Origin of the sequence: Siminovitchia sediminis, assembly GCF_042680885.1 — a bacterium.
Classification (GTDB): domain Bacteria; phylum Bacillota; class Bacilli; order Bacillales; family Bacillaceae_C; genus Siminovitchia; species Siminovitchia sediminis.
This window is the reverse complement of record NZ_JBHUEO010000001.1, coordinates 50,834-76,626: the sequence shown is the minus strand read 5'-3', so window position 1 is coordinate 76,626 and position 25,793 is coordinate 50,834. Positions and strand designations below refer to the sequence as shown.

Sequence of the window (25,793 nt, the reverse complement as noted above, 5' to 3'; positions counted from 1 at the left end):
CCTGAAAGTGGCGGGCATCCGCCAGCTGCTTTTAGGAAAAAAGCCCACAAATGCAAAATCAGGAGGAGAAAAACGATTCGGTTTTCTCCTCCTGATTTATTTTAGGGGCTATTTAGACAGCCCCCTCTTGATTAGTTCTCTTCTATACCACACCAATCAATGATATGCGCGGCGAACACTTTTGCTGTATCAATAACACTGTCAATTTCTACATATTCATCCGGTCCATGCATGTTGGAACATCTTGGTCCAAATACAAGGCCCGGCCTTTTGTAGTATTGAGTGAACCGTGCATCATTTCCGGCAGCCCGGCCGGCAATTTCTACTTCTCTCCCCAATACATTTTCAGCCGATTTTTTAAATTTCTGGACATAGGGATCCTCAGGATCCTGGTTCCAAGCTTCTGTTGTCCAGCCATACCATTCCACTTCAGGAGGATGCTGCTCCAGCCACTCGTCCCCTTGAGCGGCCTCCCAAATGGTTTTTTCAACCAATTTTTTTATTTCCGCCCGTGTTTCGGAAGGGATAAAACCGATTCTGCATTCAAGGACTGCCTCTCCCGGAACATTAGAAGCCCAGTCCCCTCCTTTCAGCGTACCAAGATTTAAATGAACAGACTGTCCGGATCCTTTATGAAACAGTTCAAAGTATACTTCTTTCGCTCTTTTTTCAGACAGTTTTTCAAGTGCATGATATATTTTGATCATTTTACTGATTGCATTTACACCTGTATGAGCCATTCCCGCGTGAGCGGTTTTACCCAGAACTTTTACACGGAAATACATCACCCCCGCATGAGCCACCGTAAGTCGTAAAGCATGTGGTTCGGTGGCAATAAAGCCATCCGTAAGGTAGCCCTCTTCCAGGCAGAATAATGTACCTCCTGCCCCTCCTGCTTCCTCCTCCAAAACGCTTTGAAGCAGAACCTTTCCTTTCGGCTTGACTCCCATGTCCAATAGCGCTTTCAAAGCAAACCAGTTTGCCATTAGCCCGGCTTTCATATCACCGGAACCGCGGCCATATAATTTATTCCCCTCAATTTCTCCACCCCAGGGATCTTTCGTCCAATTTTCAACAGGTTCAGGAGAAACAACATCCATATGCCCATTTAACGTTAATGAAGGGGCTCCTTCCTGTCCTTCCCAAATTCCAATAATGTTTTTCCTTCCTTCGAACGAAAGGCCTGAACTGGAAAACGCCGGATGGTCTTGAATTTTTTCATATTCCGGTTGAACTTCTGCTACAGTTAACCCTATTTCTTCATATTTCTTCTTCATATACTCTGCCATCGCCTGTTCATTCCCAATTACACTTGGAATTTGAACAGCTTTGACAATAGAGCTTACAAGTTCTTCTTTATTTTTTTCAATATACTCCAGTACGTTCTTCTTTACTTCTTCCGACAATGTTCTTCTCCTTTCTACGTAGATGTATATATTTTCAAAATAAAAGGATAAGTATCTATATACATTATAAATCATAGTACTAAAAATAGTTAGTATTTTCTTGAATTCCCTTTCAATTTTTTAAGAAGTTCCAACTCTAAAAAACTGGAAAGTCAATTCAGCCGGTGTAACAACCCATAACCATTCAACGGCGAATTTTACGATGAACGGGTTATATCCGATGACATTGAACAAATATCCGAAAATCATCCGGGTGGCATCCATTGCTTGATGGAGTCCCTCTTTACATCCAACTTGGATCTTTCACTTATATTCATCCAGAAAAAAAATTCGACAAAGTTCTTCTAAAGCACATTGACTTTTGGTTGTAATAGGTATATGATCAAACTTAACAATTTCATTTTGGAAATCTCTTATAAAGAGCGGCGGAGGGACTGGCCCTGTGAAGCCCGGCAACCATTTTTGTTTATATTAAACAAAAACAGGTGCTAAATCCTGCAAAATACAATGTAAACCACATTGTATTTTGGAAGATAAGAGAGGTGCGTGATCTTATTCTGATTTATCAGCCCATGCCTCTCTATAAGAGAGGCATTTTTTGGTGCAAAGGAGATTTCCGTTAGCCTTGAAAGGAGGAAATGTAAAAAAGTTTGATTAGATCTCGCTGAACATTAAAGTGTATGTTGTTTGGTTAAACTTATGAATAATAGGAATAGGAAAAGAGGTAGAAGATAAATGAAAAAGTGGTTATTATCAAGTATACTAGTGGTTGCGATTGCAGCCCTTGCAGCATGTGGCGGAGGCGGTAATGATAATGGTGAAAATCCGGAGGGTCTCCTGGGTGATGGAAAACTAACAGTTGGAACGACTGCGGGTGTTCAGGAGCAGCTGGTGGAAAAAGTACAAGAGCTGGCAGCGGAGCAAGACTTGGAAATTGAAATCAAAACTTTCACTGACTATCCAATCGTGAACGAAGCACTTGCTCAAGGTGAGCTGGATATCAATGTTTTCCAGCATGAACCTTATTTGAATGAATTTAAAGAAGACCGTAACTTGGATTTAATAAAAGTTGCCAACACCGTTAACTTTCCAATGGGTGTATATTCCAATAAAATTGACGATATCAGCAAACTCGAAAAAGGAGCAAAAATCGGGCTTCCAAATGATCCAACAAATGGCGGCCGCGCCTTACTTCTATTCGAACAGGCCGGATTAATCAAGCTTAAAGAAGATGCAGGGGTAACAGCAGGATTAAATGACATTGAAGAAAACAAGAATGACTATGAGTTTGTTGAATTGGAAGCTGCGCAAATTCCACGCCAACTTGACGAGCTTGATGCGGCGGCTATTAACTCAAACTACGCAATGGAAGCTGGTTACATTCCAGCAGAAGATTCCATCTTTATTGAACCCAAAGACTCACCTTGGGTGAATATTGTTGCAGCAAGAACTGAAAATAAAGATGACGAAGCAATTAAGCAATTTGTAGACCTGTATCAATCTGAAGAAATGGAGAAATTCATTGAAGAAGAGTTACAGGGTTCAGTAATCCCTGGGTGGTAAGCAGTAACGCGGAAGACGGCTGATTAGGGCGGCAAACGCTGGAGAAAAAAACAGTGAGGGCGTTCTTTGCCTTCATTGGTTTTTCGAAGCAGCTTCGAGCCTCGCCGTCTGATGCCGGTCACCAAGAAAAGTAGAAGGGCGACGGTCAGCGCATACTATTGGGCTGAACCTGAAGCTGAAAAAGTCGAAGGCGGATGCAGCTGGGTTATATATGGCAGCCTCCGCCTTTTCACGAGACTGGGATTACACTAGGATCAGAAACTTCTCAGATGAATTTTATCCGGCAATTGAAGAAGGGAGCAAAACCGAATGATTGAACTAGTGGGGATCTCTAAAACATTCAATGGTAAGCAGGGGCCGATTCATGCTTTAAAAGATGTGTCCCTTTCTGTAAAAAAAGGTGAAATATATGGAGTGATCGGCTACAGCGGTGCTGGAAAAAGTACACTGATCCGATGCGTAAATCTACTTGAGAAGCCAGATCAAGGTTCAGTAAAAGTAAAAGATGAGGACTTGACAAAGCTTTCAACCAATCAGCTCCGAAAAGCCCGCGGGGATATTGGAATGATCTTTCAAGGGTTCAACCTCCTAAAGACAGCGACAGTCTATGACAACATCGCCATTCCATTAAAATTAACAGGGTTAGATAAGGAAAATGTAAAAGAGCGGGTGGAAAGGTACTTAAAAATAGTCGGGTTGGAGCAAAAGCACAATGCCTATCCAGCCGAGTTATCCGGCGGGCAAAAACAAAGAGTGGCGATTGCAAGAGCCCTCTCCTTTGAACCCGAAATTTTATTGAGTGATGAAGCAACCAGTGCCCTTGACCCGGATACTACAGAAGCAATCCTTGATTTGCTGTTAAAAATCAATAAGGAATTAGGGATTACCATTCTATTAATCACCCATGAAATGAACGTGATTCAGCGGATTTGCGACAGAGTCGCTGTTATGGAGAATGGGGAAATCATTGAAGAAGGAAAAACAAAAGATATCTTTACAGCTCCGCAGCATGCAACAACCAAAAAGTTTGTCAGCAGCCTGTTTAGCCATAATATTCCAGAAGATATTCTTGCAAACTTGAATAAAACCGGCCAAGTAGTTACCCTTTCCTTCTTTGGAGAAACATCCGGAGAGCCGGCTCTTGCCAAAGTCAGCAAGGAATTTGATATATATCCAAATATCCTGGCAGGAAGCATTACTCAATTAAAAGATGAGTCGTTTGGACAGTTGGTTGTCCATTTTCAAGGTGATCAGGAAATCGTGCAGAAGGCTCTTCAGTTACTGGAAAATAACAATGTAAAAGTGGAAGGAGTGACGTTGGATGACAGCCATACAGGAGTTTATTGATAATTGGGGAGAAGACATCTGGGTCTCAGTTATACAGACCTTTCAAATGGTCAGCATATCATTGGCCATCTCCATTTTGATCGGGCTTCCTTTGGGAGTACTGCTTGTGATGACAAGACCCGAAAAAGCGTGGAGTAATAAATTTGTTTTTGGCTTTTTAAATCTCATTATCAATATCATTCGTTCTATTCCTTTTATTATTTTGTTATTCTTTATTCTCCCTTTTACAAAGTTTCTGGTTGGTACATCAATTGGTGTAAGAGGAGTCATTGTTCCATTGGTCATCTACACGGCTCCTTATATTGCAAGATTAATGGAGACCGCGTTGCTGGAGGTGGACCGCGGTGTCATCGAAGCCTATGAGGCTATGGGAATCAAGACAAGGCAGATCATATGGCATGTACTTGTGAGGGAATCTCGCTCCTCTATCGTACTCGGTTTAACCATTGCCACCATCTCTCTCATTGGTGCAACGGCCATGGCAGGACTTGTAGGCGGCGGCGGTCTTGGAGACCTGGCTTATCGCTATGGACATCTCCGCTATGAAGTAGACGTGATGTATGTAACGGTTATTTTATTGATCATTCTTGTCCAAGGAATGCAGTCACTGGGTAACCGGGTAGCAGCCAAATTAAAGAAAGATTAAAGTTGGGTTGAACTCTTTGCCTCACATTACTTTAAAAAGAAAGCAGGAATGTATGATGAAAAAATGGTTATTAGCCTGTTCTTTATTTTTGGGACTATCCGTACTTGCAGCTTGCGGCGGAAACAGTGATGACTCTGCTGAGAATGAAACAAAAGGGCTTCTTAGCGATGGAAAGCTAACTGTTGGAGTGACAGCCGGCGAACATGAAGAGATTATGGAACAAGTTAAGGAACTGGCAGCTAAACAGGATCTTGAAATTGAGATAAAAACTTTTTCAGACTACCCTATCGTAAATGAAGCTTTAGAACAGGGAGACCTTGATCTGAATGTATTCCAGCATGAACCGTATTTGAATGAGCAAAAAGAAGACCGTAACTACGATATTGTCAATGTCGGGAATACCATTACGACTCCAATGGGAATCTATTCAAACAAAGTTCAAAATCTGGATGATTTGGAAGAAGGCGCAAAAATTGGGCTGCCGAACGATCCGACAAACGGCGGGCGCTCCCTTCTTTTATTTGAAAAAGCGGGATTAATCAAACTAAAAGAAGGTGTCGGAGTAACCCCTTCCCTCAAAGATATTGAAGAAAATCCAAACAACTATGAATTTATTGAGCTGGAAGCAGCACAAATCCCACGTCAATTGGATGAGTTGGGAGCGGCAGCCATAAATTCCAATTATGCCATTGAAAGTGGACTGGTCCCCACGGAAGATTCCATCTTTATCGAAGATAAGGACTCACCATGGGTAAACATTGTTGCGGCCAGAGCTGAGAACAAGGACGATGAGGCAATCGATCAATTCCTATCCATTTATCAATCGGATGACATTAAACAATTTATCGAGGACACATACCAGGGGTCTGTAGTTCCTGGGTGGTAAGAAAAGCGGGTGCGACTTGCTCACATAAGACAGGCGCTGAAGAAGGCGCCTTTTGCCTTCAGCAGTGCCTGGGCTTATGACCTCGAGGGGCTAGGCGCCGAAGCTGGACAAGCAGAAAAGCGGAGGCGACTTGCTCAGCCCCGACAAGCATAAGACAGGCGCCGGTTGTACAACGTGGATAGCTAACGGCTGTAAGAGAAAGTCCTTATAGGAAGCTTTCTCTTACAGCCGTTTTTTATTATGATAGATCAGAAAGATCCCTACTCTATAAAGTTTTCAGACATTCATATGTAAATCATGCTAATATAAAAATATGATGATAAAAGGAGGAGTATCGTGCATAATCCAACTATTCAGGTCACAATGGCAAATATACGTGACCAATTTCCATCATTAAAACGAACTTATAACGGAAGGCAAGTAGTCTATTTTGATGGCCCAGGCGGAACACAAATGTGTCAGCCTGCGATTACGAGAATGATGAACTACATAGAAAACGGAATGGCCAATCTCGATGGCCTGTTTGCAACGAGCAAAGAGACAGAAGCCATTCTTACACAAGCGAGGGATGATATCGCCTCATTGATCAATGGCTATAAAGACGGGGTTTTTTTTGGTAACAACATGACCTCTCTCGCCTATCCTATTTCCAGAATGCTATCGCGGAATTGGGGAGCAGGAGACGAGATTGTAGTAACGGAACTAGACCACTCCGCCAATGTCGATCCCTGGGTACAAGCTGCTGAAGAAAAAGGGGTGAAAATCCAAAGAATTCCTGTACATACAGGTTCCCTTACATTAGACGACTCTGTCATCGAGACGATGATTCATTCCAGGACGAAAGCGGTCTTCCTCGGACTCGCCTCCAATGGCGTCGGTACGATTAATGATGTTAAGCCATACATAGACGCCGCTAAAGCTGCAGGGGCAATCACGGTCATTGATGCCGTGCAAGCAATCCCGCATATAGCTGTCGATCAACAGGGTTTGGGAGCTGACTTGGTTCTGGGTTCAGGGTATAAAGTGTTTGGACCACACATTGGATTTGCATCTATGAACCCTGCATTATTCTCAAGTTATCAACCTTATAAACTGATTCCTGCCTCCAATGAATACCCCTCTGCCATGGAAACAGGAACAATAAACTTCGAGGGAATTGCAGCCATGAGCGGGGCGGTTGAATTTATTGAGAGTTTAGGGGAAGGCGATTCCAAAAGAGAAAGAATTGTACATGCATACGAAAAGTTTGAACAACACGAACAGGAAATGGCCTCTTTTTTAAAAGAGGAACTTTCCAAAATAAAAGGTGTAAACCTGTATGTGCCTGCCAGCCAAACCCCTTCCACCCCAACGATATCATTTGTTGTTGAGGGGCTTCTCTCAAGCACCATCAGCAAATATTTAGCAGACGAACATTCTATTTTTGCAGGCCATGGCAACTTTTATGCCCACCAGCTGGCCCAAAAACTGGGTGTCATGAAATATGACGGATGGCTTCGTGTCGGCCTGTCACCTTATAACACGTTAGAGGAATGCGAGAGATTTATAGATGCTTTGAAAGAATGCATAACCATTCACCTATTAAAACAGAGACAATAGATGATGATGTCTTCCAGAGCAACAAAAAAAGCAATTGCTCGGAGGTATGACAGGTATAATCTAAAAAGCGGGATTTTCGTTTCGGAGAAAGGCTATTCTCCGCTCTGAGGTTAAGTAATGATTCTTAAAAGACATTGCCCCAGTGTTCTATTGCTTATAGTAACAAACAAGAAGCCGAATCGATATCGGCTTCTTGTTTTATTTACTTTCTGATCAAACTGTACACGGAAGCACCCACAAGCTCACCTGCCTCTTGCAGCCGCTCCTTGCTTATATATTCTACTGTGTCAAGCGGTGTATGATAATAAGGCTCAAGGTTTGCTGTATCCGGCTCGCGTCTGATGAAATTAATAGCCGGAATACCGGCTTCATGGAAGGATACATGATCGGACGCTCCGCGTTGATACAAGATTAGTTCGGATGGCGTTCCAATTCTTGCTGCTGTTTCCATAGCCGTATCACTTACAATGTTTGCTTGTCCATCTACTGCATTTAAATAGATAGCTGTGGCATTTTCCCAAGCCGTTCCGACCATGTCCAGGTTGAAATTTGCCAAGCTCCGGCTAATTTCATTCCCGCTTAGCCGGATTACATAATATTCTGAACCCAGGAGACCAATTTCTTCAGCTCCTGCAAATACAAAGCGCAGCTCTTTTTCAATAGGATAGCTCTTTAAAATCCGTGCCAGTTCCAAGGCAACTGAGGTTCCTGAAGCATTGTCGCTCGCTCCCGGTGCAAAGGGAACGCTGTCAAAATGGGCAGATATATGAACAATATCATGATTCGAACCCCTTTTTGGCGATCTGGTTGCAATGATGTTTTGAGAGGTGGCACTCTTCAGCTTTTCCACCGTGAATGTGACTGTTTTTTCTTGCAAAGCAATATCATTCAGTAACGCTATTCCACTAGCCTTGGATATCCCGCCAACCGGAACGGTTGTATCCCCTCCAATTGATGGGTTTAATGGTCCCGGTTGATCGACATGATCATAGATCAATACACCCGTTGCACCTGCTTCAACTGCATGAGCCACCTTTTCCTGAAAGGTAATTTCTCCCCTTGAAATAAGAGCTATCTTACCGGCGGCATCTGTCGTAAAATCTTCCGGTTTACCGAGTTTTGCATCGAATAACATGGCCGTCAGTCCTTCTGCAGGGGTGGCAGCTGAACCGGCAGGAACAATCATCATTACCTCGTTCCCATCGCTTGTCTTTAAACTTCCAATCATTTTATCAGGAATGTTGAACTCTTGTGTCTCTACATGATAACCGTATGATTCCAGTCGCTCCTCGATAAACTCCGCGGCTTACTTCTCTTCTTCAGTACCCGTTACTCGAGGCCCAATAGTCTCGGATAAATAATGGATGTCTCGGAATATTCTTTCCGAATCAACCCTGGAAATGACCTTTTGATCGTAAGCCTTTGCACTTGGGTTCTCTTGCTTTGAGGAAGCCTCAGAGAAGGCTGGTGCCTGAACTACAAAAAAGCTGGTAATCAATAACAGAGCCGACAGAAAAAGGGTAATAGTTTTTCTTCCTTTTTTCAATTCCATTACCTCCTTATTTTATGGTACACCACACTATATTCGCCATCTTCCCTTTCACACCTTTCCATTTATAGGAAATTGAATCTATTCACCTATTTAACTTTCTCTTACCTATGTCATACTTCTCAACGGAAACTGAAAAAGTATTTGACAAATTCCTATTTTAGTAATAAGTTTATATTGTAAACCTATATACATAAACAGTTAACATCGGGAGGATCTATATGATTCAGCAACAACAGAAGTTAAGAATGATGATTGTCTCTGCACTTTTTGCAGCCATCATCGGCATTTTGGCACAGGTGACGATTCCACTTCCGCTCGTTCCGATTACCGGGCAAACGCTGGCTATCGGGCTGGCTGCCACCATATTGGGAGCTAAATATGGTACCGTCTCTGTCCTGCTTTATATTTTGCTTGGAGCAGTTGGAATTCCTGTATTTTCTGCTTTCTCAGCAGGCTTAGGCGTTATTTTCGGGCCTACAGGAGGGTTTATTATCGGCTTTATTCCTACCGCATTTTTTATTGGGTGGTATTTAGAAAAAACATCTTTCAAATTTACCCATGCAATGGTTGCTAACACAATAGGAATGTTTATAACTCTTTGCTTTGGAACAGTATGGCTAAAAATAGTTGCTGACCTGGGCTGGGCCGCAGCTTTTGCCAGCGGTTTTGCACCATTTATCGTAGTTGGTTTGATAAAAGCTGCACTTGCTTCTTGGATCGGCGTCCTTGTGCGGAGCCGATTAACAAACGCCAATATTTTAATTGCTCATAAAGAATCAGCCTAACCGTTGGCGGCTCTGTACTCCATGACGGTTGCCACCTGAATTAAAACCAGTTCAACAGAACAGTCTTCTTGCCAAACTGGACATTTGAGTAAACCTCATTAAAGGAATAAACATGTAAAAAGCAGGTGAAAGAACGCGGTTCCTTCACCTGCTTTTCTAAATTATTTAGCTGTGCTTGTCTTTCCAAAAAACTTAAGTACCTCGGTAAGCGCCTGGCTGAATGTTGTCAGATGCTCTTCCACTCTGCCTGGAAATTCTCTTTCAATAAACTCTAATGTATCGTTTGAGGTATGCCAGACACCGCCGTGTTTTTCTGTTTGTGTATAGCCATCCATGTTACCAAGTGTCCAGTTTGTTGCTTCAAAGTAAGCATATGGAATGCCTAGACGGTGAAAAGGAGCATGGTCACTCCAGTCACCTGTCGTCCCTGCCGGATACTCGGGATTCAGGCCGGGATTCGTTCCAATATCCAGCTTTTTCTTTTGGGCAATGTTCAGGACCTGATCTCTGATAAACCCTTTGTCCCCCGGACTTCCATATACATACATATAATCTCCGACTGCCAGGCTGTCCAGGTTGATCATCCCTGCGGTATTTTCGATCTCTTCTTCAGTCATCTGACCTGCATAAAAATTTGAGCCTCGCAATCCCACTTCTTCCGCTCCAAACGCTACAAATTTAATAGAATACGGCGTCGGAATCTTCTTGAGAACTTCTGCTGCCTCGAGCATAACAGCAACACCAGAAGCATTGTCATCAGATCCTTTTCCTGCAGAAACGGAATCATAATGCGCTCCGACAATAATTTCCTTGCTGGATTTTCCTTTTTTATAGGCGATGACATTGGATGATTGGTAGGTTACACCCCCTCTTGTATAACTGAAAGGCTGTATATTGGCTGTATAGCCCATTCTTTCAAACTGACTTATAATATAGTCTCTCGCCTCCGCCTCTTTCTCCGTACCCGCTACCCTGGGACCTATCGTGTACGTTAAGTATTTAGTATGTTCATAGGCCATTTTTCCGGTCTTATGGGCAAGCGATGGGTGGTAGGTTACAGTTGAAGCAGAAACACTGCCGAAGACAGTAAATAAAAGTGAGAAGGTCAATAGCAGTGAAATAACAATCCGACTTTTCATGCGATTCCTCCTATCATTTTTGTTTAGATAGATTCATACTATCTAAATCTTCATACTTATACAATCCATCCTTTTAACCGGTAAAAAAGACATGCCAGTGATTGCCTTTCCCTATTTCAGAAAAAACCTTATTTCAGCAGATTGATCCCTGAAAAGATCCGAAACACAGTTATTCGAGGTTTTTCGCTCATTATTAAAATAAAACAAGGGGAAGCTGCCTGTCCCCTTGTTTGTTTTACTTATTTATTCATTTGTTCCAAGAAGTCAGCCAATGGATCTTCATCAAACGCTTCCTCTTCCGATGTTTGAGATTTCTCGCCCATATTGATCTCGTTCCAATCAAGATTGTCAATATCTGAATCATTTACAGGAGATTCATATGCCGGACTTTCTGTTCGCCCACCAAGATGTTCATTCTGTATGGCTGCAGCTTCTTCCTGTAAATATAAAGCCTCATCTACATCCAGAGCATTGCTATTAAGTGTCGTAAGAATGGAAACAGCCCTGACGGGATCTGCTAACAATTGGTACACGATATTGCCCAGCAACGCTTCAGAATGTTCGTGTTTTAACCAATCACGCTGTTCCTTCGTCAACGCCCGAGGAAGAGGAATAGTTATAGTCTCTCGTTGTCTTGTCAAAGATTCGCTTACACCCGCCACAACAATAGAAGCAATTTTACTCGAGAAATTTCTCCGCTCTTCTTCCTTGAGCTTTTGCAAATGCTTTAATATATGATCAGGCGTGTCAGAAGGGATTCTAAACGTAATTGGCTGCCCCCTCTTCATCCCCGTTTCCTTCATGGTATCACCCTATTAATTTTTAACCGTCTTTTTCTCTTCGGCCTTTGCTTCAGGCTTTGCTTCCTTTTGATTCTTGCGAGCAAAGTCAGCAATTAGTTTGTAATACGCATTTGCCATCATCCAGACACTCTCTTTTTCATCTTCAAAAAAATCAATATTGTATCCGTCCAGGCTATTATTTAACCCTTTTAAGTACTCTTTTAAAACAATGGATCCACCGCCGATAAAATAAGCAATTTCGGTTTGTGAGTTTCTTTGCCACACGTTTCGAAGATGGCGGTATTGTTTTTTGGCAAGATCTAAAAGAATCCGGTCTACAATATCATGGACGCTGGTCCGGCTTCCTTTCACCATAATATGATTTCTATCATTCTTTTTTGTGATAATTTCCACAACATCACTCCGGCTATCAAGCTCAACCCCATACTTTGAACGAATCTCTTCCCGGATGGCATCCAGAGATTCAGAAACACCAAGGTTGAACCCCTGCGCACGGTCATCGTCTACTTTTCTGTTTTTAATGACTGCGATATCCGTAGATAAGCCTCCGATATCCTGGATAATAATACGTTTATCAATCAAATCTTTGTTAATTATTTTTAAGTCATTATCCATTACAAGATTAATAAAAGCAGCAAACCCCTCTGGATATACCTTTACTTCTTCAAACTTGAGGTTTACTTTTATACCCTGGTATTTGGGGGTTACCAAAAATTCCACTTGATGCACGGAACCCAGAAGTTTGGAACGGTATCCTACATCTTTCCCTTCCTTTACCTCCCTTAAAGGAAGTCCAGTTCCCAGTGTATAGTTTGCTTCTACTACTTTGTTGCTATGTTTGAACAAATTTTTATTTTCATCATGGACTGCATCCAATGCCAAGGCTGTAAACAGCATGACAAGTGTTTGGTCTTCTTCAGATTTGCTGCTTCCCGGATCCAGCTCGGTTGCATTTCCGCTTCTGGTAGCTAAATGCCCTACCCGATAAATTGCATTGTTTTCGTATAGCGCAGGGGAGTGCACACGAATATGTATTCCATCTAATGGATCTTGATTATTTAATTCCTCCAATCCAATGACCGGACGATCCTCCACATCTCTTGCAATGATATTTGGAATTTGGATTTCATGGTCTAATTCACCAAAAATCCCTTTTAGAGAATCATTTCCCACATCAATTGCAGCTAATCTAGTTTTTTCCATACTTTTTTCATCCTTTCATTGATAAAGTGATAGGCTGGAAATTTCTATAAGCATGTATAAAGATTACCTGAATTTCTTTTTTCGGTCAACGGCGGTTTTATTATCCGTTGATTTGTTTTCAATTTTGTATACATGTGTACATGTATACGTAACATGTACACATGTTGTCATATTAAATTGTTTACTGATTTGTATACATGTGCACATTTTTGTAAACAATTATGCAATATTTGTTTACAAGTTTACTTTATTGTATACACATTGTTTTCTTTTAAAAAAAAGCAGCCTCACAGCTGCCCCTCCTTCTTCTTTTTACAATTCCCGATGAAAATCGATAAAAATTGATGCATATGATAATCGAACTTTCTTAACTCTTCTGGATGAAATTGAGTACCCATGATTGTACCATCGATACTTTCAAAGGCCTCAATCACCCCATCCGCTGCATGGGCCGTACATTTTAGCCCCTTTCCTAATTCGTCAATCGCCTGATGATGAAAACTGTTTACCTCAATTTCCGGCTGATGGTATATGCTATAAAGTATGCTATCTTTCTCAATATAAATCTTATGGCTAAGTTTTTTCTCCCGGTTCCCTTTATCAAAATGATTCTCTGCATCAGTAAGCTCCGATTTTATATCCGAAAGTAAAGTTCCGCCCAGCGCCACATTAATTAAATGAGAACCTCGACAAATTCCCAGCATGGGGAGCCGCTCCTCATACGCTCTTTTAATGACCATCATATCTGATTGATCCAATTTTGGTGTTAACAATCCCAGTTCGGGATGCAGATCCCCGTCATAGTACTTTGGATGGATGTCATTCCCTCCAGTTAACAGAAGTCCGTCTATCATCTCTACCCACCTGTCAACCATTTCCTCGCTGCCCAGAGTCAATACAATGGGAATGCCCCCTGCTTTTTTTATGGCTTCCAAATAACTGTAATATAAAGTATAACTAATATTTTCTTTGACAAATTCCAAATTGGAAGTTACTCCGATTATGGGTTTATTAATCCGCAAACTACTCACTCCCCTGCTACAGAGCATTCATACCCTTTTTTTATGTCTCCAAACAGGATAAGCTTTGAATACACAGTATTTTCATAAAGTACACCCAATGAAAATGGTATAATGGTTCTAAACATATATGAAACATACATTTTTAGAAAATGGTGAACGAATAATGATTCAACATGATACAGAGCCGATAGAGAAACTTCTTATGCAAGGACAGCCTGAAAAGGAAATGACAAAAGACAGTTTCCTCTTTCAAGAAGGAGAGCATGCTGACAGCCTCTTCTATATCCTTTCAGGAAAGGTGCGAATCGGGAAAATTACCCCGGATGGACGGGAAATTACCTTTCGGATCTGCGGAAAAAATGATGTGATCAGCGAGGTACAGCTGTTTTGCGCCCAATCTGCCTATAGAGTACAAGCCAAAGTCATTGAAAACGGACATTATATAAAAATTGCCAAGCGGGAATTAGAAGAAAAGCTGTTGACAAACCCGGGACTTACAATTGGAATTTTACAAATGATGGGCGAACAGCAGCAAAAGACTCAATCAAAATTCAGAGATCTCATTTTACACGGGAAAAAAGGAGCATTGTATTCCACATTGATCCGTATGACCAATAGTTACGGTAACGAGAGAGAGGATGGAGTTCTGATCGATCTGCACGTGACGAATCAAGAGCTCGCCAATTTTTGCGGCATGAGCCGCGAAGTTGTGAATCGCCTGCTCAATACCTTAAAACATGAGGGAATCATTAAAATGGAAAACGGTAAAATGGTCATCTGTGACCTTCAGTATCTCAAAAATGAAATTCATTGTGAAAACTGTCCAATTGAAATATGCAGAATAGATTAGATCCGCGGTCCCGTACCGTGGTTTTTTTTGTCTAAAAAATGAAGTACTTATGAAGGTCTTGTGAACTTGCCGGGGATTGTGACTTTTATCACAGATGCGATGAAACAGCAAGATTACGATAAAGACAGAAATCATATGGGAGGTAGACTATACAGTGGCTAAGCATCCGCAAGAGACAGGACCTTTGTCCAAAACCAGGAATGATTCAGAGCCGAAGTTAAAAGGAACGCTCGTCAGTGTAATGGGAGTAGGTGTTGTCATGATCGCAATGTGGGCAGCTGCCTATATTATGTACGCAGCCAGATAATAAAAAAAGCAGGTGACAAAATATGCATTTTCATAAGTACGAGAAAATTTGGTTAGCCTTTGGGATTTTATCGCTTGTTGTATTTTTAAGCATTGTCGGCGTGACCGCTTTTGCCCATGGTCATGAACCTTCGGGAGGTTTGGATACGATTGATCCCGAAAAAGTGAATGAAACTGCCCCATTTGATAATCCGGGCGTAAGACAGATTGATGAAGACACATATGAAGTGGTCGCTGTTGCAAAGGCGTTCGGCTATGACCCCCAGGAGATCCGAGTTCCAGCGGGCAAGGAAATTATTTTTACAATAACGAGCACAGATGTTGTTCATAGTTTTACCATTGACGATACAAAGGTAAATATGATGGCCGTTCCAGGAAGGATTACCCAAAAAAGTTATACTTTCAAAAACCCCGGTACTTATTTAATTCTTTGTAATGAATATTGCGGAACAGGCCACCATTATATGTCAACGGAAATTGAGGTGTATGAACCATGATAGCAAAGAGTGACAGACAACTAGCACTTTGGAATATCGGGATATCGTATATTGCATTTATTATTGGTACATTTTGTGGACTTCTTCAAGTATTTATTAGAAACGATAAATTGCAGCTGCCCAAATTCCTGGATTATTATCAGATTTTAACGGCACATGGCGTGTTGCTTGCACTTGTGTTTACGACGTTTTTTATATTTGCCTTCCTGATTGCCGGAATGAGTAAAACACTCGGCTCTTTCGGTCCCAGGGTCCGTTTCTTTTTATGGCTGGGACTGTGGGTAACGGCCATTGGAACCACCCTGGCTACTGCCATGATTATCTCCGGAGAAGCATCTGTACTTTATACGTTTTATGCTCCGTTAAAAGCAAGCGGCTGGTTTTATGTAGGTTTGGCATTATTGATCGTCGGAACATGGTTCACCAGCTTTGCCTTACTCGGACATTATCTTGTTTGGAAGAAACAAAACAAAGGGAAATTCAGTCCGTTGTTTGCTTATATGACAGTAGCCACCCTGTTGTTATGGATCATCGCCTGCTTGGGTGTTGTAACCACTGTTTTGTTTCAGTATATTCCCTGGTCATTTGGCTGGACAGAGACGATTAACGTGGAATTGAGCCGTTCCTTATTCTGGTACTTTGGACACCCGCTCGTCTATTTCTGGCTGCTGCCTGCCTATATGGCTTGGTATGTCGTCATGCCGAAAATCATTGGCACAGATGTGTTCAGTGATTCGTTAGCCAGATTTTCTTTCGTACTGTTTATCCTATTTTCGTTCCCGGTCGGATTCCATCACCAATTGACAGAACCCGGTATCGATAGCTTTTGGAAATTTCTGCAGGTTGTTTTAACATTTATGGTCGTAGTACCTACATTGATGACTGCCTTTTCCATGTTTGCCACTTTCGAAACTTCCGGCAGAAAAAAGGGGGCAACCGGACTGTTCGGCTGGTTTAAAAAGCTTCCCTGGAAAGACGTCCGCTTTACTTCTCTGTTCATTGCCATGTTGTTCTTTATTCCTGGCGGTGCAGGCGGGATCGTCAATGCAAGCTTTCAATTGAACGAACTAGTTCACAATACGCTATGGGTCGTAGGACATTTCCATATTACAGTGGGAACGCCTGTGGCCATGACCTTTATGGGTGTAACATTCTGGCTTGTTCCGTACTTGACAGGCAGAACTTTTCCAAAATATTTACAAAAATTGGCCCATATCCAAATCTTTTCTTGGGCTGTCGGTATGCTCCTGATGTCCACTGCCCAGCATTTGCTTGGATTGCTCGGGGCACCAAGAAGAACAGCTTACTCAGGATACAACGGTCACGAATCAGCACTTGAATGGTTTCAGGGCATTCTTTCGAACCATGTAACAATGGCCATTGGGGGTACGATTTTATTCTTCTCAGCGATGCTGCTGGTATACATCGTCGCTAACCTGATGTTTGTAACCCCTAAAGCTGCAACAGAAGAAGAAGCAGTAGAGTTTCCGATCGCGAAAAGCGACACATCTCATACAGCGAAATTACTGGAAAATTGGGGATTATGGGTAGGCATTGCATTGGCACTCATCCTTATGGCCTATGCCATGCCGCTGACTGAAATGATCCAGCATTCTCCGCCAGGTTCCAGAGGTTTTATTACATGGTAAGGAGTTGATCGAATGTTCATGGTGATATTCTCCATCATGATTGTCACTTTAATTATTTTGGCCATTTCTGTAGAATTACAAAAATAATGTAAGATTCGTCCAAAGCCTGGAGGCTGCTCACAATCACATCTCCCTTATACTTAATAACTGAAAAAAGACAGACAGGCATTAAAAATGTTGCCTGTCTGTCTTTTTAGTTTAACCCCGGGCAAACCCGGGACACCTCCAAATTATAGGAGGATTTTATCAAATACGTACAGATAGTCATTACACACCGAGATTTGGCGGCTAAGGGAGTCGTCTAAATATGATCAATTCCAAGCCTTTTTGAGAACTCTTCCGCAGCACTGTAACCCTCTTTCTGAAGATACCAATTGTTTGCAGCCGCTTCGATCAAGCCAGCCACATCACGCCCGGGCTGAAGCTGGATTTCTATATGCGGAATCTTCACACCCATATAATCGGTAAATTGTGGCTCATGCTCCAATTCATTATTCAGGGAGTTTTCTTCCCATTTGGTCAACTCAATATCCAGCACAATCCGTGTTTGATCCTGAAACGCCTCTCTTCCGTATAGACGCACCACGTTTACAAGCCCGATGCTCCGCAGAGCAAGCAGTTCCCTGGTCGTATTGTCATGGGTGCCCAAAATAGTTTGAGGACCGAGCTTTTTAATGGTAACCACATCATCGGCAACAAGGCGGTGTCCCCTTCTGATTAATGTATGGGCGGTTTCGCTTTTTCCGATGCCCGATTTCCCTCTAAGTAAAACGCCAATACCCGAAACATTTACGCAAACACCGTGAATGGCCATTTCCGGTGCAAGTGCCTTTAACAAATAAGCATCCATTTTCCGGATGAATTCAGATGTAGGGTCATCATCTGTCCGAAGCAAAGGGATCTTTTCATTAATGCAGCATTCCATCAAGTATTTGGGACACTCCTGGTGCGCTGTAATAATAAAACAAGGCGGGTGATAGTTCACGATATTGCCGATTCTTAACTTTTGTTCCTGGTCACTTAATCTTTTTAAAAAAGTAAGCTCCTTAACACCAAGTACCTGAACAAGCTCAGTTGGGAAAAAGTCAAAATAGCCCACAAACTCCAGACCCGGGCGATGGGCACGGTTTGTGGTAATTTTACGGTCCAAGTGATCTTTTCCAGCCAAAACTTCCAATGAAAATCTATCGATTAAGTCCTGAACTGTTATCGTTTTCAATTCAATGCACTCTCCATATCTAAATACCTTATCATGTTGGATTATACTTAAAAAAAACCGGTACGTCACCCTCATATTTCCCTTTTTGAAACATCCCCATGCTTTTGTCGAAAAATCTATACATAATTGTAAATAAACTTTTGAAAAGCGTTGAGTTGGCATGGGTTTTTAAGGTGAATGGGATGAACAGAGCCATATGTTATTTTGAAGCCACCATTTACCCTCTTAGCCCGGGCCGATGTGTAGTGAGTCATGGCAAGGGGATTTACCATCAAGATGTTTACGTTATAAACAAATCATTGGAAGTCCCTGTAATTGTGGAATATAATGTTGTAAAACAAGGATAAAGGAAGTTCGATAAAATGGAATCGCTAAATATGTTCGAATATTCCCGGGCAGCTGTATTGATCGCCTTGGGAAATACAAAAGAAGGTACTTGGGATACAAAAATCGAAAATTTTCCGAATACAATCCGCTGGAATGCCGGTCATATGTATATTACGGCCGAAGACTATTTGAGCAAAGCAGATAAAGACTATGAGATCATTCATCCGGAATGGTACGATTTCTTTATTGATGGGACAAGTCCGTTTAAATGGGAAGAAGAGCCCCCTTCTGTGGTTGAAATCATGGACGCCTTAAAAAAACAGGGCAAACGCATCATGGAGTTTTTTCAAGGCAAAGTAAAGAATCGGGCTTCAGAGACGGTTGATATCCGTTATTTAAAGCTGGATACTGTTGATGCGGCACTCCAGTTTGTAACTTGGCATGACGGTATCCATCTGGGTATCGTGAAATCCATGCAGAATGTATTGAAATAAACATCATCTGAATTTTATTCCGGCATAGAGGAACTTCAATGGAGGCAGTCAATCTTTGCGGATAAGCGTAATTGACTACCATCGGAAAGAACTGCCTCCAAAAAGGTTGTGAGAATAAAAAGCTCACAACCTTTTTTGTTTACTTTAACAAAGTATCCACCGCTTCTAACAAAACCGGCCAAGCCTCCATATCCGGCAAAATCAACTTGAAATGCTCGGCTGTCGGAATTGTTTTAAGGGTGACTGAATCCCCTGACTGGGCGGCAGCCCTTTCAAAATGCTCACTTAACCCTACTGGGACGTTGACGTCTAAAGTGCCATGAATAAGAACATGCGGTACACCTATCGGTAAAAGTTCACGCGGTGATCCATCTTGATAGCGGCGTTTCTGTTCTTCCGGCTTTCCGCCGATGAAATCACGGGTTGGATTATCAACAATTCCATATAATGTCTCTTTCATTTGGTGTATATCATGCATTAATTCTAAATCACAAACTCCGGCAAGACTGATCACTCCTTTTAAGGGCAAAGGATGATCTGACGTGTATAATTCACTGTCTGCGGGAAGTTTGTGACGTGCTGCGAGCCATGAAGCCAGATGCCCGCCTGCTGAATGGCCGACGGCGATTACACGAGTCATATCAAGTGGATACGATTTAGCAAGTACTCGAAGATGGTCAGCTGCTTTTGCAATATCCAAAAATGTTCCCGGCCAGCCTCCTCCCTCTTGGCCAACACGGCGATATTCTACATTCCAGGCAGCAACTCCATGATTTGTTAAGGCATCCGCCAATTGATTCATTTGCTCCAGATCAAATGCCGCTCTCCAAAAGCCTCCATGAATGATGATCGCTACCGGGAAGGGACCGCTGCCTTCCGGAATTCGTAAATCACCAAATTGATTTTCATTAGTGCCATAGGCGGCACGATGTATCTTTTTCTTTTTATCTGTATAAATAAAAAGCAACCCCTTTCTAAGTTATTTGTAAAAGCATACTTATAGATGAGTACGACAAAAAATGTGAAAAACCTTTTACATATCTGGAGAATGCATTTAAAAAAGCACCTCCGGATGTTTGATGATCCATGAGGTGCTATGCTCAAATTCATTAAGGCAGCTCATAATAGCCTTCATAAATGCTGTTGGCCTCTTTTTTGGAAACTCGTTGCAACTGGCCGGTTTCTGTCTGCAAGACATCCTCGCTGACCAGCGTTACTGTAGAAGTATACCCGTTTTCAAAAGTTATGTCTATTTGCGTATCACTGACATGACGGATGCTTTGGATTTGATCATGAAATCCGACATCTGAAAATGCGACGGCACAGGCAAAGTAAGTTGAAGTGATATGACAGGCTTCTGTACGGTCTGCTGTTACCCAATATCCTTCCGCTGCTCCAACACCCTTGGCTTCCTGTTTTAATTTTTCTGCTTCAGCTTTTTGTTCTTTCTCAGCCTGTTCGGCAGCTGCCCTCGCTTGAGCTTCTGCTTTAGCTTTTTCCTCAGCCTCCGCTTTGGCCTTCGCTTCTGCTTCTGCTTTTGCCTTGGCCTCTGCTTCCGCTTGAGCCTTTGCATCCGCCTCTGCTTTTTCTTTGGCCAACTTTACCTTTGAAAGTGAACTTTCAATATCCTTATGTATATCAGCAAAAAAAGGGTGGCTTAAGTCGTTCCTTAAGAGGCTTTCAAATGTGTTGATAGATTCTGCCAGCTTACCCTGTTCAAACCACTCTTCCGCCTGTTCGTAACTTCCGACATAGGTCTTTTTTTCATTTTCCAATTTTGCCATTTGTTCAATGAGGCTCTCTGCCTTTTCTACCAGCTTATCCGAACCTTCCTCTGTATTGGCTGCTTCATTAGCCGCTTCTTTTGCTGCGTCAAATGCCCCTTCATCAAAGTGCTCCTGGGCTTTTAATATATCTTTTGTCTGTTTTAGCAGAATCGCAGCTTTTTCATCTTCAGGTTCTTCTTCCAGTGCATTTTCAAAGAATGACTGAGCGCTGCCGTAATTTGCCTCTTCAATCTCCTGTAATCCTTGTTCCATCATTTTTTCATAAATTTTATTCGTATTGGAACATCCATACATGACTAAAAGCAGCAGGCATGCCAATATGCCCATCCTCGCTATTTTCATTGTCTTTCCTCCTGTATACGTCTCTATGTATCTATTATCGACAGATTTAAGCACTATTTTATAACAAAAGACCCAGGATCAGGAAGGTCTTTTTTTATATGACTTATTTGTTAAGATAAGAGTAATGCAGCAGGAGGTGTCTTTACATGCATCATATCATTCGCCAAGCCTTAAACTGCGCAAATGATCAAACAACAATAATGGAAATACAGCGTGTAGCCGGCGGATCCATCAATAAAAGTTTTTTCGTGGAAAGTGAAAAAAGAAAGTATTTTATCAAACACCATAATCATTCTCCAAATCATTTCTTTGAACTGGAAGCAGATGGATTACAGCGGATTCTGGCTACTCAATCTGTTTCTGTTCCTGAAGTGCTGGCGTTCTCTGATGAACCGGGAAAAGCCTTTTTGATCATGGAATGGCTGTCGGGAGAGGAATCTCCCAAGACACAAACAACATTGGGAGAGAATGTAGCTGCCATGCACCAAACATTCGGTAAACAACATGGATTGGAAAAAGATACTTATGTCGGAATCGTCCATCAGCCCAATGGACTGTATTCCGGTTGGCTGGATTATTACCGTAAAAAAAGATTAGGAGCACAGCTGGAACAGGGAATACGTAAAGGGGCTATAACCGGAAAGCGGCGCGACCGTTTGGAAAAGCTTCTTGGACAACTGGAAAGATGGATTCCTGCAGATGTCCCTCCATCCTCTTTACATGGGGATCTGTGGGGCGGGAACTGGCTGGCAGGTCCAGGGGGAGATCCTTACTTAATTGACCCATCGTTTTTATATGGGGACAGACATCTGGAACTTGCATTCACTGAGTTGTTTGGCGGATTTTCATCAGCGTTTTATGAAGCCTACAACCATACCTATCCGCTCGATGAAAGTTATCACGACATCAAGCCTTTGTACCAGCTGTATTATCTCCTGGTTCATCTGAACATCTTTGGGGAAGCTTATGGTGGACAGGTTGATGCTGTACTGAAGCGGTATGTTTCAGATTAGCAGGGCTGGTTGCGTTGGGGATAAGTGCAAGTTTTATCTGCTTTTGCAGTTTTTAATCATATTGCCTATGTTGTAAAACAGAAAGTGATCAGCAAGATTCTTAAGCATTATAGTCTTTCCTTAAACCATACGATTCCTTAATTAACCTCGTCTGACACTGGTTTTTACGGCTTGATCGGCTATTTGGGCTTTGTTATCCCAGCAGGCAGCAGTTTTTTTTTGTCTCATCACCTGTTTGGAATTAATGGAAGTCAAGTTAATTGAAGCAGGCTTCTTGAAGCGACGATACAACGGCGTAAATCCTTCCGAAGGAGCGCCCGAATTGAAAACACAGGCGGGTTTCTGGAAGAAATGCTACCGAAGCGGCATCTAAAATTAAAACACGGGAGGAATAACTCCTGAAATCCTCCCGAGTAATTGTAAAATCTTATTGAAATGCGGCAGTAATACCGTGCGATAACTCCAGCTTAGCAACCATACCTGTACCTTCTCTTTTAGCTTTTGAAGGTGTCTGGGCTGCCGCTTTATGAATTTAAAGCGCAACAAGTTTCCCTTCCCCTTTGATTGACACAATACAGTTTCTTAGGCTCAATGATGTTCCGAAATATACCGGCGAAATCCGAACAGGCCCCTGCTTTGACTTACAAAGCAAAGGCCTGTCTATTTTACAAAGGAAAGAAAAACGGAATGGCAAATAGCATCACTATAAAAACAATCGCCATTAACGGAATACCGATTTTTACAAAGTCGGTCACCTTATATCCACCCGCGTTCATTACCATTGCGTTAGTCGGAGAAGCTACAGGAGTAGCGAAAGCCATATTGGACGCTACAGCAACGCCGATTAAAAATGTATATGGATTGGCGTCTATTGTCAGTGCTGCATTCATCGCAATTGGTGCAAAGAGCACGGCTGTTGCTGTATTGCTGATAAACTGGCCAAAAATCATCGACAGCAAATAAATACCGGCAAAGACCCCCAAGCTTCCCAGTCCTCCGAGTGTTTTAATAATACCTTCAGCCAAAATCATGACTCCTCCAGTTTTTTCCAGTGCTGTAGCCATCGGCAGCATGGCAGCCACCAGGACAATGGTCTCAAAATTAATCTGTCCATAAGCATCATCGACATTTCGAAGACAGCCCGTCAATACCATAAGGACCGCTCCGATTAACACAGAAATGACTGTAGGAAATATCTCAAAAATCATCAGAAATACGACCAATGCTATAATACCGCCTGCCACCGGTGCTTTCCCGCTTGCTGCAGCTGCATTGGCATGTTCCTGCGGCTGTCCGACAACCACTACATCGTTCGTCTCCTGGGACAACAGTTCAATTGAATCCCATGACCCCTGCACCAATAAAGAATCCCCGAAACGGAGCCGCTGCTTAGCCGGCTCATTCAACACATACTGCCCTTGACGTTTGATCCCCAGAATGTTTAAATCATATTTTTCTCTAAATTTAATACTTTTTGGCGTCTGATTGATGAGGCTGGAATGAGGAGTTAATAGGACCTCTGCCATTCCAAGCTGCTTTGTGACCAGCTCATCGACTTCAGATTCCTCCTCCTCAAAAAGCAGGCCAAAATCTGCCACCATTTTTTCCAGGTTTTCCGGTTTTCCCTGTAAATACAGGTGGTCATTGGGCTGGATTACACTTTTGGGCCCAGCCATTTCATGATATGTCATCGGAAGTAAGTTCAGCCCTTCCCCCGATTTTCTGACAATCTTTAAAATGTACAGCTGGTATGCAGCGGGCGTTGCCAATTCAGTCAGCTTTTTCCCGACCATTGGGGAATCTTCAGGCACACTCACCCGGTACAAGCTGCCGCCCAGTTCATAATCGGCTGCCAGCTGCTCGGGTGATAAATGATATTCTTCTTCATTGTTGCCCCTCTTCTTCCCTTTCGGCAGCAGTCTATTCCGGACCGCATATAAATAAATAATACCAGTAATCACACCAACGATACCCACAGGAGTAATATCAAAAAACTTTAGTTTATCATATCCATTGTCCGCGAGTGTCTGGCTGGCGATAAGGTTGGCAGGCGAAGCAATCAACGTTAATAAACCAGAAAAACTTGCGATAAATGACAAAGGAATTAAAAACTTTGATGGACTGCTGTTAATGCTGATAGCGATACTGACGACGATCGGAAGCATAATAGCCACGGTCCCGGTATTGCTCATAAAAGTACCAATTAAAGCTACCAGCACCAGCAGAATCACAAATAGTTTATTTTCACTATTCCCGGCAAAACGCAGTACAAAATTACTGGCCATTTGAGCCAGACCGGTCCGTAAAAGGCCGGCGCCAATTATGAAAAGACCAGCTATCATAATAACGACTGAGTTTGAAAAGCCTACAAGAGCTTCAGTCGGACTTAAAATCCCTGTGAGGACTAATGATAATAGAGCCATCACCGCCACAAGATCTGCCCTTATTCGGTTGGACATGAATAAAATGATGGTGGCTGCCAAAATGAGGAATGTTAAAATGAGCTCCAAAGCCATCCGCCTTTCTAAAACGTTACTCTTATTGTATAAAAAAGTACTTCGTGTATAGCAGGGCAGAAAGGACTTTCTTGTGAACCATTCCCCTCTTTCACCGGTTAACCGTTCGGGCCGATCACTCTCTTTCGGACATCCGGGTTCTCTCCCTTTTCCACCCTGTTTCGCAATGTGTTTTTCCAACTGTCGGATAAGCTTGCGCATTGGGAAAGCTTGTCTGCTTCTTCTATGTTATTCTTTTCCACATGCATGAGGATATTACACTTTTCAATCGTCCATTGTGGATAGGACCGTTCCATCAATTTAACAGATTGACCGGCCTCTACATATCCTTCTTTCAAGACCCGATAATACCAGCCCGTTCGTCCAGAGTTTTGCAGCAGCAGGGCAAGGTTTTTAATGTTAAAACGCCGGGCGGGTTTCCAGCAAGGCTGCCGCGGCTGCGATACCTGGATGATAGCTTCGCCGATTTCATATGTATCTCCAATCGCCACCCCGTCCTCCAACTGGTTGCTTAATGAGAAGTTTTCACCAAAACCACCGGGGGACATGCCTGCCTCCGGAAATTCTTGTTGCCAATGTATATAATGTTCGGAAGGATAGGCAAATACCGCTTTATCCGGCCCGCCGTGGTTTTTTAAGTCTGCTTGGCCATCTCCGGCCAAATTAGTCGTTCCGAGCCATAAAGGACCTTCCGCCGGCTCTTTAAAAATCGCACTCCTCCATTCCCAGTCCATCGGATCTTCTGCACTTTTCTGGCCAACCGTCTTCGGCTGGCCTACGAACATGTTTTCCAATAGGATTGCGTTCATGTTTATTCCCCCTTTTCATATTGCACGCATCAT

Annotated in this window: 24 protein-coding genes and 1 riboswitch; of the genes, 12 read left to right on the top strand and 12 right to left on the bottom strand. The window is 42.5% G+C overall.

Annotated elements, in window-relative coordinates; genetic code table 11:
- Window positions 1-131: 131 nt before the first annotated feature.
- Window positions 132-1,406 (bottom strand): ArgE/DapE family deacylase, encoded by a 1,275-nt coding sequence (locus tag ACFSCZ_RS00380; RefSeq protein WP_380771451.1) that lies wholly within the window; start codon window positions 1,404-1,406, stop codon window positions 132-134.
- A 410-nt stretch (window positions 1,407-1,816) separates the two neighbouring features.
- Window positions 1,817-1,946: riboswitch (SAM riboswitch) on the top strand.
- A gap of 195 nt (window positions 1,947-2,141) precedes the next feature.
- Between ACFSCZ_RS00380 and ACFSCZ_RS00375 the strand changes: the two genes are divergently transcribed.
- From ACFSCZ_RS00375 to ACFSCZ_RS00355, 5 genes are all read left to right on the top strand, one after another.
- Window positions 2,142-2,969 (top strand): MetQ/NlpA family ABC transporter substrate-binding protein, encoded by an 828-nt coding sequence (locus ACFSCZ_RS00375; RefSeq protein ID WP_380771450.1) that lies wholly within the window; start codon window positions 2,142-2,144, stop codon window positions 2,967-2,969.
- Between the two features lie 309 nt (window positions 2,970-3,278).
- The gene (locus ACFSCZ_RS00370; RefSeq protein WP_380771449.1) at window positions 3,279-4,316 is read left to right on the top strand and encodes a methionine ABC transporter ATP-binding protein; all 1,038 of its coding nucleotides are present in this window, start codon (window positions 3,279-3,281) and stop codon (window positions 4,314-4,316) included.
- Window positions 4,291-4,962: a methionine ABC transporter permease gene (locus ACFSCZ_RS00365; protein WP_380771447.1), complete on the top strand. Its 672-nt coding sequence runs from the start codon at window positions 4,291-4,293 to the stop codon at window positions 4,960-4,962. Before ACFSCZ_RS00370 ends, ACFSCZ_RS00365 begins: the two co-directional genes overlap by 26 nt.
- Window positions 4,963-5,017: 55 nt before the next feature.
- Complete coding sequence (locus tag ACFSCZ_RS00360; protein ID WP_380771445.1) at window positions 5,018-5,848, top strand: MetQ/NlpA family ABC transporter substrate-binding protein; 831 nt, start codon at window positions 5,018-5,020, stop codon at window positions 5,846-5,848.
- 336 nt (window positions 5,849-6,184) lie between these two features.
- Complete coding sequence (locus ACFSCZ_RS00355; protein WP_380771443.1) at window positions 6,185-7,447, top strand: cysteine desulfurase-like protein; 1,263 nt, start codon at window positions 6,185-6,187, stop codon at window positions 7,445-7,447.
- Window positions 7,448-7,649: 202 nt separating this feature from the next.
- Here the strand turns inward: ACFSCZ_RS00355 and ACFSCZ_RS00350 are convergent, their stop codons facing one another.
- Window positions 7,650-8,636, bottom strand: coding sequence for a DUF4910 domain-containing protein (locus ACFSCZ_RS00350; RefSeq protein ID WP_380771441.1), 987 nt, complete (start codon window positions 8,634-8,636; stop codon window positions 7,650-7,652).
- Window positions 8,637-8,753: 117 nt separating this feature from the next.
- Window positions 8,754-8,993, bottom strand: a complete 240-nt coding sequence (locus ACFSCZ_RS00345; protein ID WP_380771439.1) for a hypothetical protein — start codon at window positions 8,991-8,993, stop codon at window positions 8,754-8,756.
- 224 nt (window positions 8,994-9,217) lie between these two features.
- Here ACFSCZ_RS00345 and ACFSCZ_RS00340 point away from each other — a divergent pair, with 224 nt between their 5' ends.
- Complete coding sequence (locus ACFSCZ_RS00340; RefSeq protein ID WP_380771438.1) at window positions 9,218-9,784, top strand: biotin transporter BioY; 567 nt, start codon at window positions 9,218-9,220, stop codon at window positions 9,782-9,784.
- A gap of 161 nt (window positions 9,785-9,945) precedes the next feature.
- On the opposite strand, the gene ACFSCZ_RS00335 is transcribed toward ACFSCZ_RS00340, so the two are convergent.
- From ACFSCZ_RS00335 to ACFSCZ_RS00320, 4 genes are all read right to left on the bottom strand, one after another.
- On the bottom strand, window positions 9,946-10,923 hold the full coding sequence (locus ACFSCZ_RS00335; RefSeq protein ID WP_380771437.1) for a M20/M25/M40 family metallo-hydrolase: 978 nt from the start codon (window positions 10,921-10,923) through the stop codon (window positions 9,946-9,948).
- A gap of 239 nt (window positions 10,924-11,162) precedes the next feature.
- Window positions 11,163-11,726 (bottom strand): hypothetical protein, encoded by a 564-nt coding sequence (locus tag ACFSCZ_RS00330; protein ID WP_380771435.1) that lies wholly within the window; start codon window positions 11,724-11,726, stop codon window positions 11,163-11,165.
- Window positions 11,727-11,738: 12 nt separating this feature from the next.
- Entirely contained in the window at window positions 11,739-12,929 is a 1,191-nt protein-coding gene (locus tag ACFSCZ_RS00325; RefSeq protein ID WP_380771433.1) for an Alp7A family actin-like protein, read from the bottom strand.
- A 287-nt stretch (window positions 12,930-13,216) separates the two neighbouring features.
- Window positions 13,217-13,951, bottom strand: coding sequence for a gamma-glutamyl-gamma-aminobutyrate hydrolase family protein (locus ACFSCZ_RS00320; RefSeq protein WP_380771431.1), 735 nt, complete (start codon window positions 13,949-13,951; stop codon window positions 13,217-13,219).
- Window positions 13,952-14,114: 163 nt separating this feature from the next.
- Between ACFSCZ_RS00320 and ACFSCZ_RS00315 the strand changes: the two genes are divergently transcribed.
- The 4 genes from ACFSCZ_RS00315 (at window position 14,115) to ACFSCZ_RS00300 (ending at window position 17,253) form a co-directional block, all read left to right on the top strand.
- Complete coding sequence (locus tag ACFSCZ_RS00315) at window positions 14,115-14,801, top strand: Crp/Fnr family transcriptional regulator (protein ID WP_380771429.1); 687 nt, start codon at window positions 14,115-14,117, stop codon at window positions 14,799-14,801.
- A 154-nt stretch (window positions 14,802-14,955) separates the two neighbouring features.
- Window positions 14,956-15,108: a cytochrome C oxidase subunit II gene (locus ACFSCZ_RS00310; RefSeq protein ID WP_380771427.1), complete on the top strand. Its 153-nt coding sequence runs from the start codon at window positions 14,956-14,958 to the stop codon at window positions 15,106-15,108.
- A 22-nt stretch (window positions 15,109-15,130) separates the two neighbouring features.
- On the top strand, window positions 15,131-15,604 hold the full coding sequence (locus ACFSCZ_RS00305) for a cytochrome c oxidase subunit II (RefSeq protein WP_380771425.1): 474 nt from the start codon (window positions 15,131-15,133) through the stop codon (window positions 15,602-15,604).
- Window positions 15,601-17,253, top strand: a complete 1,653-nt coding sequence (locus tag ACFSCZ_RS00300; protein ID WP_380771423.1) for a b(o/a)3-type cytochrome-c oxidase subunit 1 — start codon at window positions 15,601-15,603, stop codon at window positions 17,251-17,253. Before ACFSCZ_RS00305 ends, ACFSCZ_RS00300 begins: the two co-directional genes overlap by 4 nt.
- Window positions 17,254-17,554: 301 nt before the next feature.
- Here the strand turns inward: ACFSCZ_RS00300 and hprK are convergent, their stop codons facing one another.
- Window positions 17,555-18,472, bottom strand: a complete 918-nt coding sequence (gene hprK / locus ACFSCZ_RS00295) for an HPr(Ser) kinase/phosphatase (RefSeq protein WP_380771421.1) — start codon at window positions 18,470-18,472, stop codon at window positions 17,555-17,557.
- A 362-nt stretch (window positions 18,473-18,834) separates the two neighbouring features.
- Between hprK and ACFSCZ_RS00290 the strand changes: the two genes are divergently transcribed.
- Window positions 18,835-19,293 carry a DinB family protein gene (locus tag ACFSCZ_RS00290; protein ID WP_380771419.1) on the top strand — a complete coding sequence of 153 codons (459 nt, stop codon included), beginning with the start codon at window positions 18,835-18,837 and terminating at the stop codon, window positions 19,291-19,293.
- 139 nt (window positions 19,294-19,432) lie between these two features.
- Here ACFSCZ_RS00290 and ACFSCZ_RS00285 read toward each other — a convergent pair whose 3' ends face one another.
- Window positions 19,433-20,260 carry an alpha/beta hydrolase family protein gene (locus ACFSCZ_RS00285; RefSeq protein ID WP_380771417.1) on the bottom strand — a complete coding sequence of 276 codons (828 nt, stop codon included), beginning with the start codon at window positions 20,258-20,260 and terminating at the stop codon, window positions 19,433-19,435.
- A 142-nt stretch (window positions 20,261-20,402) separates the two neighbouring features.
- Window positions 20,403-21,422, bottom strand: a complete 1,020-nt coding sequence (locus tag ACFSCZ_RS00280) for an outer membrane protein assembly factor BamD (protein ID WP_380771415.1) — start codon at window positions 21,420-21,422, stop codon at window positions 20,403-20,405.
- A 146-nt stretch (window positions 21,423-21,568) separates the two neighbouring features.
- On the opposite strand from ACFSCZ_RS00280, the gene ACFSCZ_RS00275 reads away from it, so the two are divergent.
- Complete coding sequence (locus ACFSCZ_RS00275) at window positions 21,569-22,435, top strand: fructosamine kinase family protein (RefSeq protein WP_380771414.1); 867 nt, start codon at window positions 21,569-21,571, stop codon at window positions 22,433-22,435.
- 665 nt (window positions 22,436-23,100) lie between these two features.
- Here the strand turns inward: ACFSCZ_RS00275 and ACFSCZ_RS00270 are convergent.
- Entirely contained in the window at window positions 23,101-24,951 is a 1,851-nt protein-coding gene (locus ACFSCZ_RS00270; protein ID WP_380771413.1) for an SLC13 family permease, read from the bottom strand.
- A 98-nt stretch (window positions 24,952-25,049) separates the two neighbouring features.
- Window positions 25,050-25,760 (bottom strand): MOSC domain-containing protein, encoded by a 711-nt coding sequence (locus ACFSCZ_RS00265; RefSeq protein WP_380771411.1) that lies wholly within the window; start codon window positions 25,758-25,760, stop codon window positions 25,050-25,052.
- Window positions 25,761-25,793: the final 33 nt, after the last annotated feature.

Excerpts from the sequence above, each read along its gene's own strand:
- ACFSCZ_RS00375 (WP_380771450.1), top strand. The coding sequence starts at position 2,142 with ATGAAAAAGTGGTTATTATCAAGTATACTAGTGGTTGCGATTGCAGCC.
- ACFSCZ_RS00370 (WP_380771449.1), top strand. The coding sequence starts at position 3,279 with ATGATTGAACTAGTGGGGATCTCTAAAACATTCAATGGTAAGCAGGGG.
- ACFSCZ_RS00365 (WP_380771447.1), top strand. The coding sequence starts at position 4,291 with ATGACAGCCATACAGGAGTTTATTGATAATTGGGGAGAAGACATCTGG.
- ACFSCZ_RS00360 (WP_380771445.1), top strand. The coding sequence starts at position 5,018 with ATGAAAAAATGGTTATTAGCCTGTTCTTTATTTTTGGGACTATCCGTA.
- ACFSCZ_RS00350 (WP_380771441.1), bottom strand. The coding sequence starts at position 8,636 with ATGATGATTGTTCCTGCCGGTTCAGCTGCCACCCCTGCAGAAGGACTG.
- ACFSCZ_RS00340 (WP_380771438.1), top strand. The coding sequence starts at position 9,218 with ATGATTCAGCAACAACAGAAGTTAAGAATGATGATTGTCTCTGCACTT.
- ACFSCZ_RS00335 (WP_380771437.1), bottom strand. The coding sequence starts at position 10,923 with ATGAAAAGTCGGATTGTTATTTCACTGCTATTGACCTTCTCACTTTTA.
- ACFSCZ_RS00330 (WP_380771435.1), bottom strand. The coding sequence starts at position 11,726 with ATGAAGGAAACGGGGATGAAGAGGGGGCAGCCAATTACGTTTAGAATC.
- ACFSCZ_RS00325 (WP_380771433.1), bottom strand. The coding sequence starts at position 12,929 with ATGGAAAAAACTAGATTAGCTGCAATTGATGTGGGAAATGATTCTCTA.
- ACFSCZ_RS00315 (WP_380771429.1), top strand. The coding sequence starts at position 14,115 with ATGATTCAACATGATACAGAGCCGATAGAGAAACTTCTTATGCAAGGA.
- ACFSCZ_RS00305 (WP_380771425.1), top strand. The coding sequence starts at position 15,131 with ATGCATTTTCATAAGTACGAGAAAATTTGGTTAGCCTTTGGGATTTTA.
- ACFSCZ_RS00300 (WP_380771423.1), top strand. The coding sequence starts at position 15,601 with ATGATAGCAAAGAGTGACAGACAACTAGCACTTTGGAATATCGGGATA.
- ACFSCZ_RS00290 (WP_380771419.1), top strand. The coding sequence starts at position 18,835 with ATGGAATCGCTAAATATGTTCGAATATTCCCGGGCAGCTGTATTGATC.
- ACFSCZ_RS00280 (WP_380771415.1), bottom strand. The coding sequence starts at position 21,422 with ATGAAAATAGCGAGGATGGGCATATTGGCATGCCTGCTGCTTTTAGTC.
- ACFSCZ_RS00275 (WP_380771414.1), top strand. The coding sequence starts at position 21,569 with ATGCATCATATCATTCGCCAAGCCTTAAACTGCGCAAATGATCAAACA.
- ACFSCZ_RS00270 (WP_380771413.1), bottom strand. The coding sequence starts at position 24,951 with ATGGCTTTGGAGCTCATTTTAACATTCCTCATTTTGGCAGCCACCATC.
- ACFSCZ_RS00265 (WP_380771411.1), bottom strand. The coding sequence starts at position 25,760 with ATGAACGCAATCCTATTGGAAAACATGTTCGTAGGCCAGCCGAAGACG.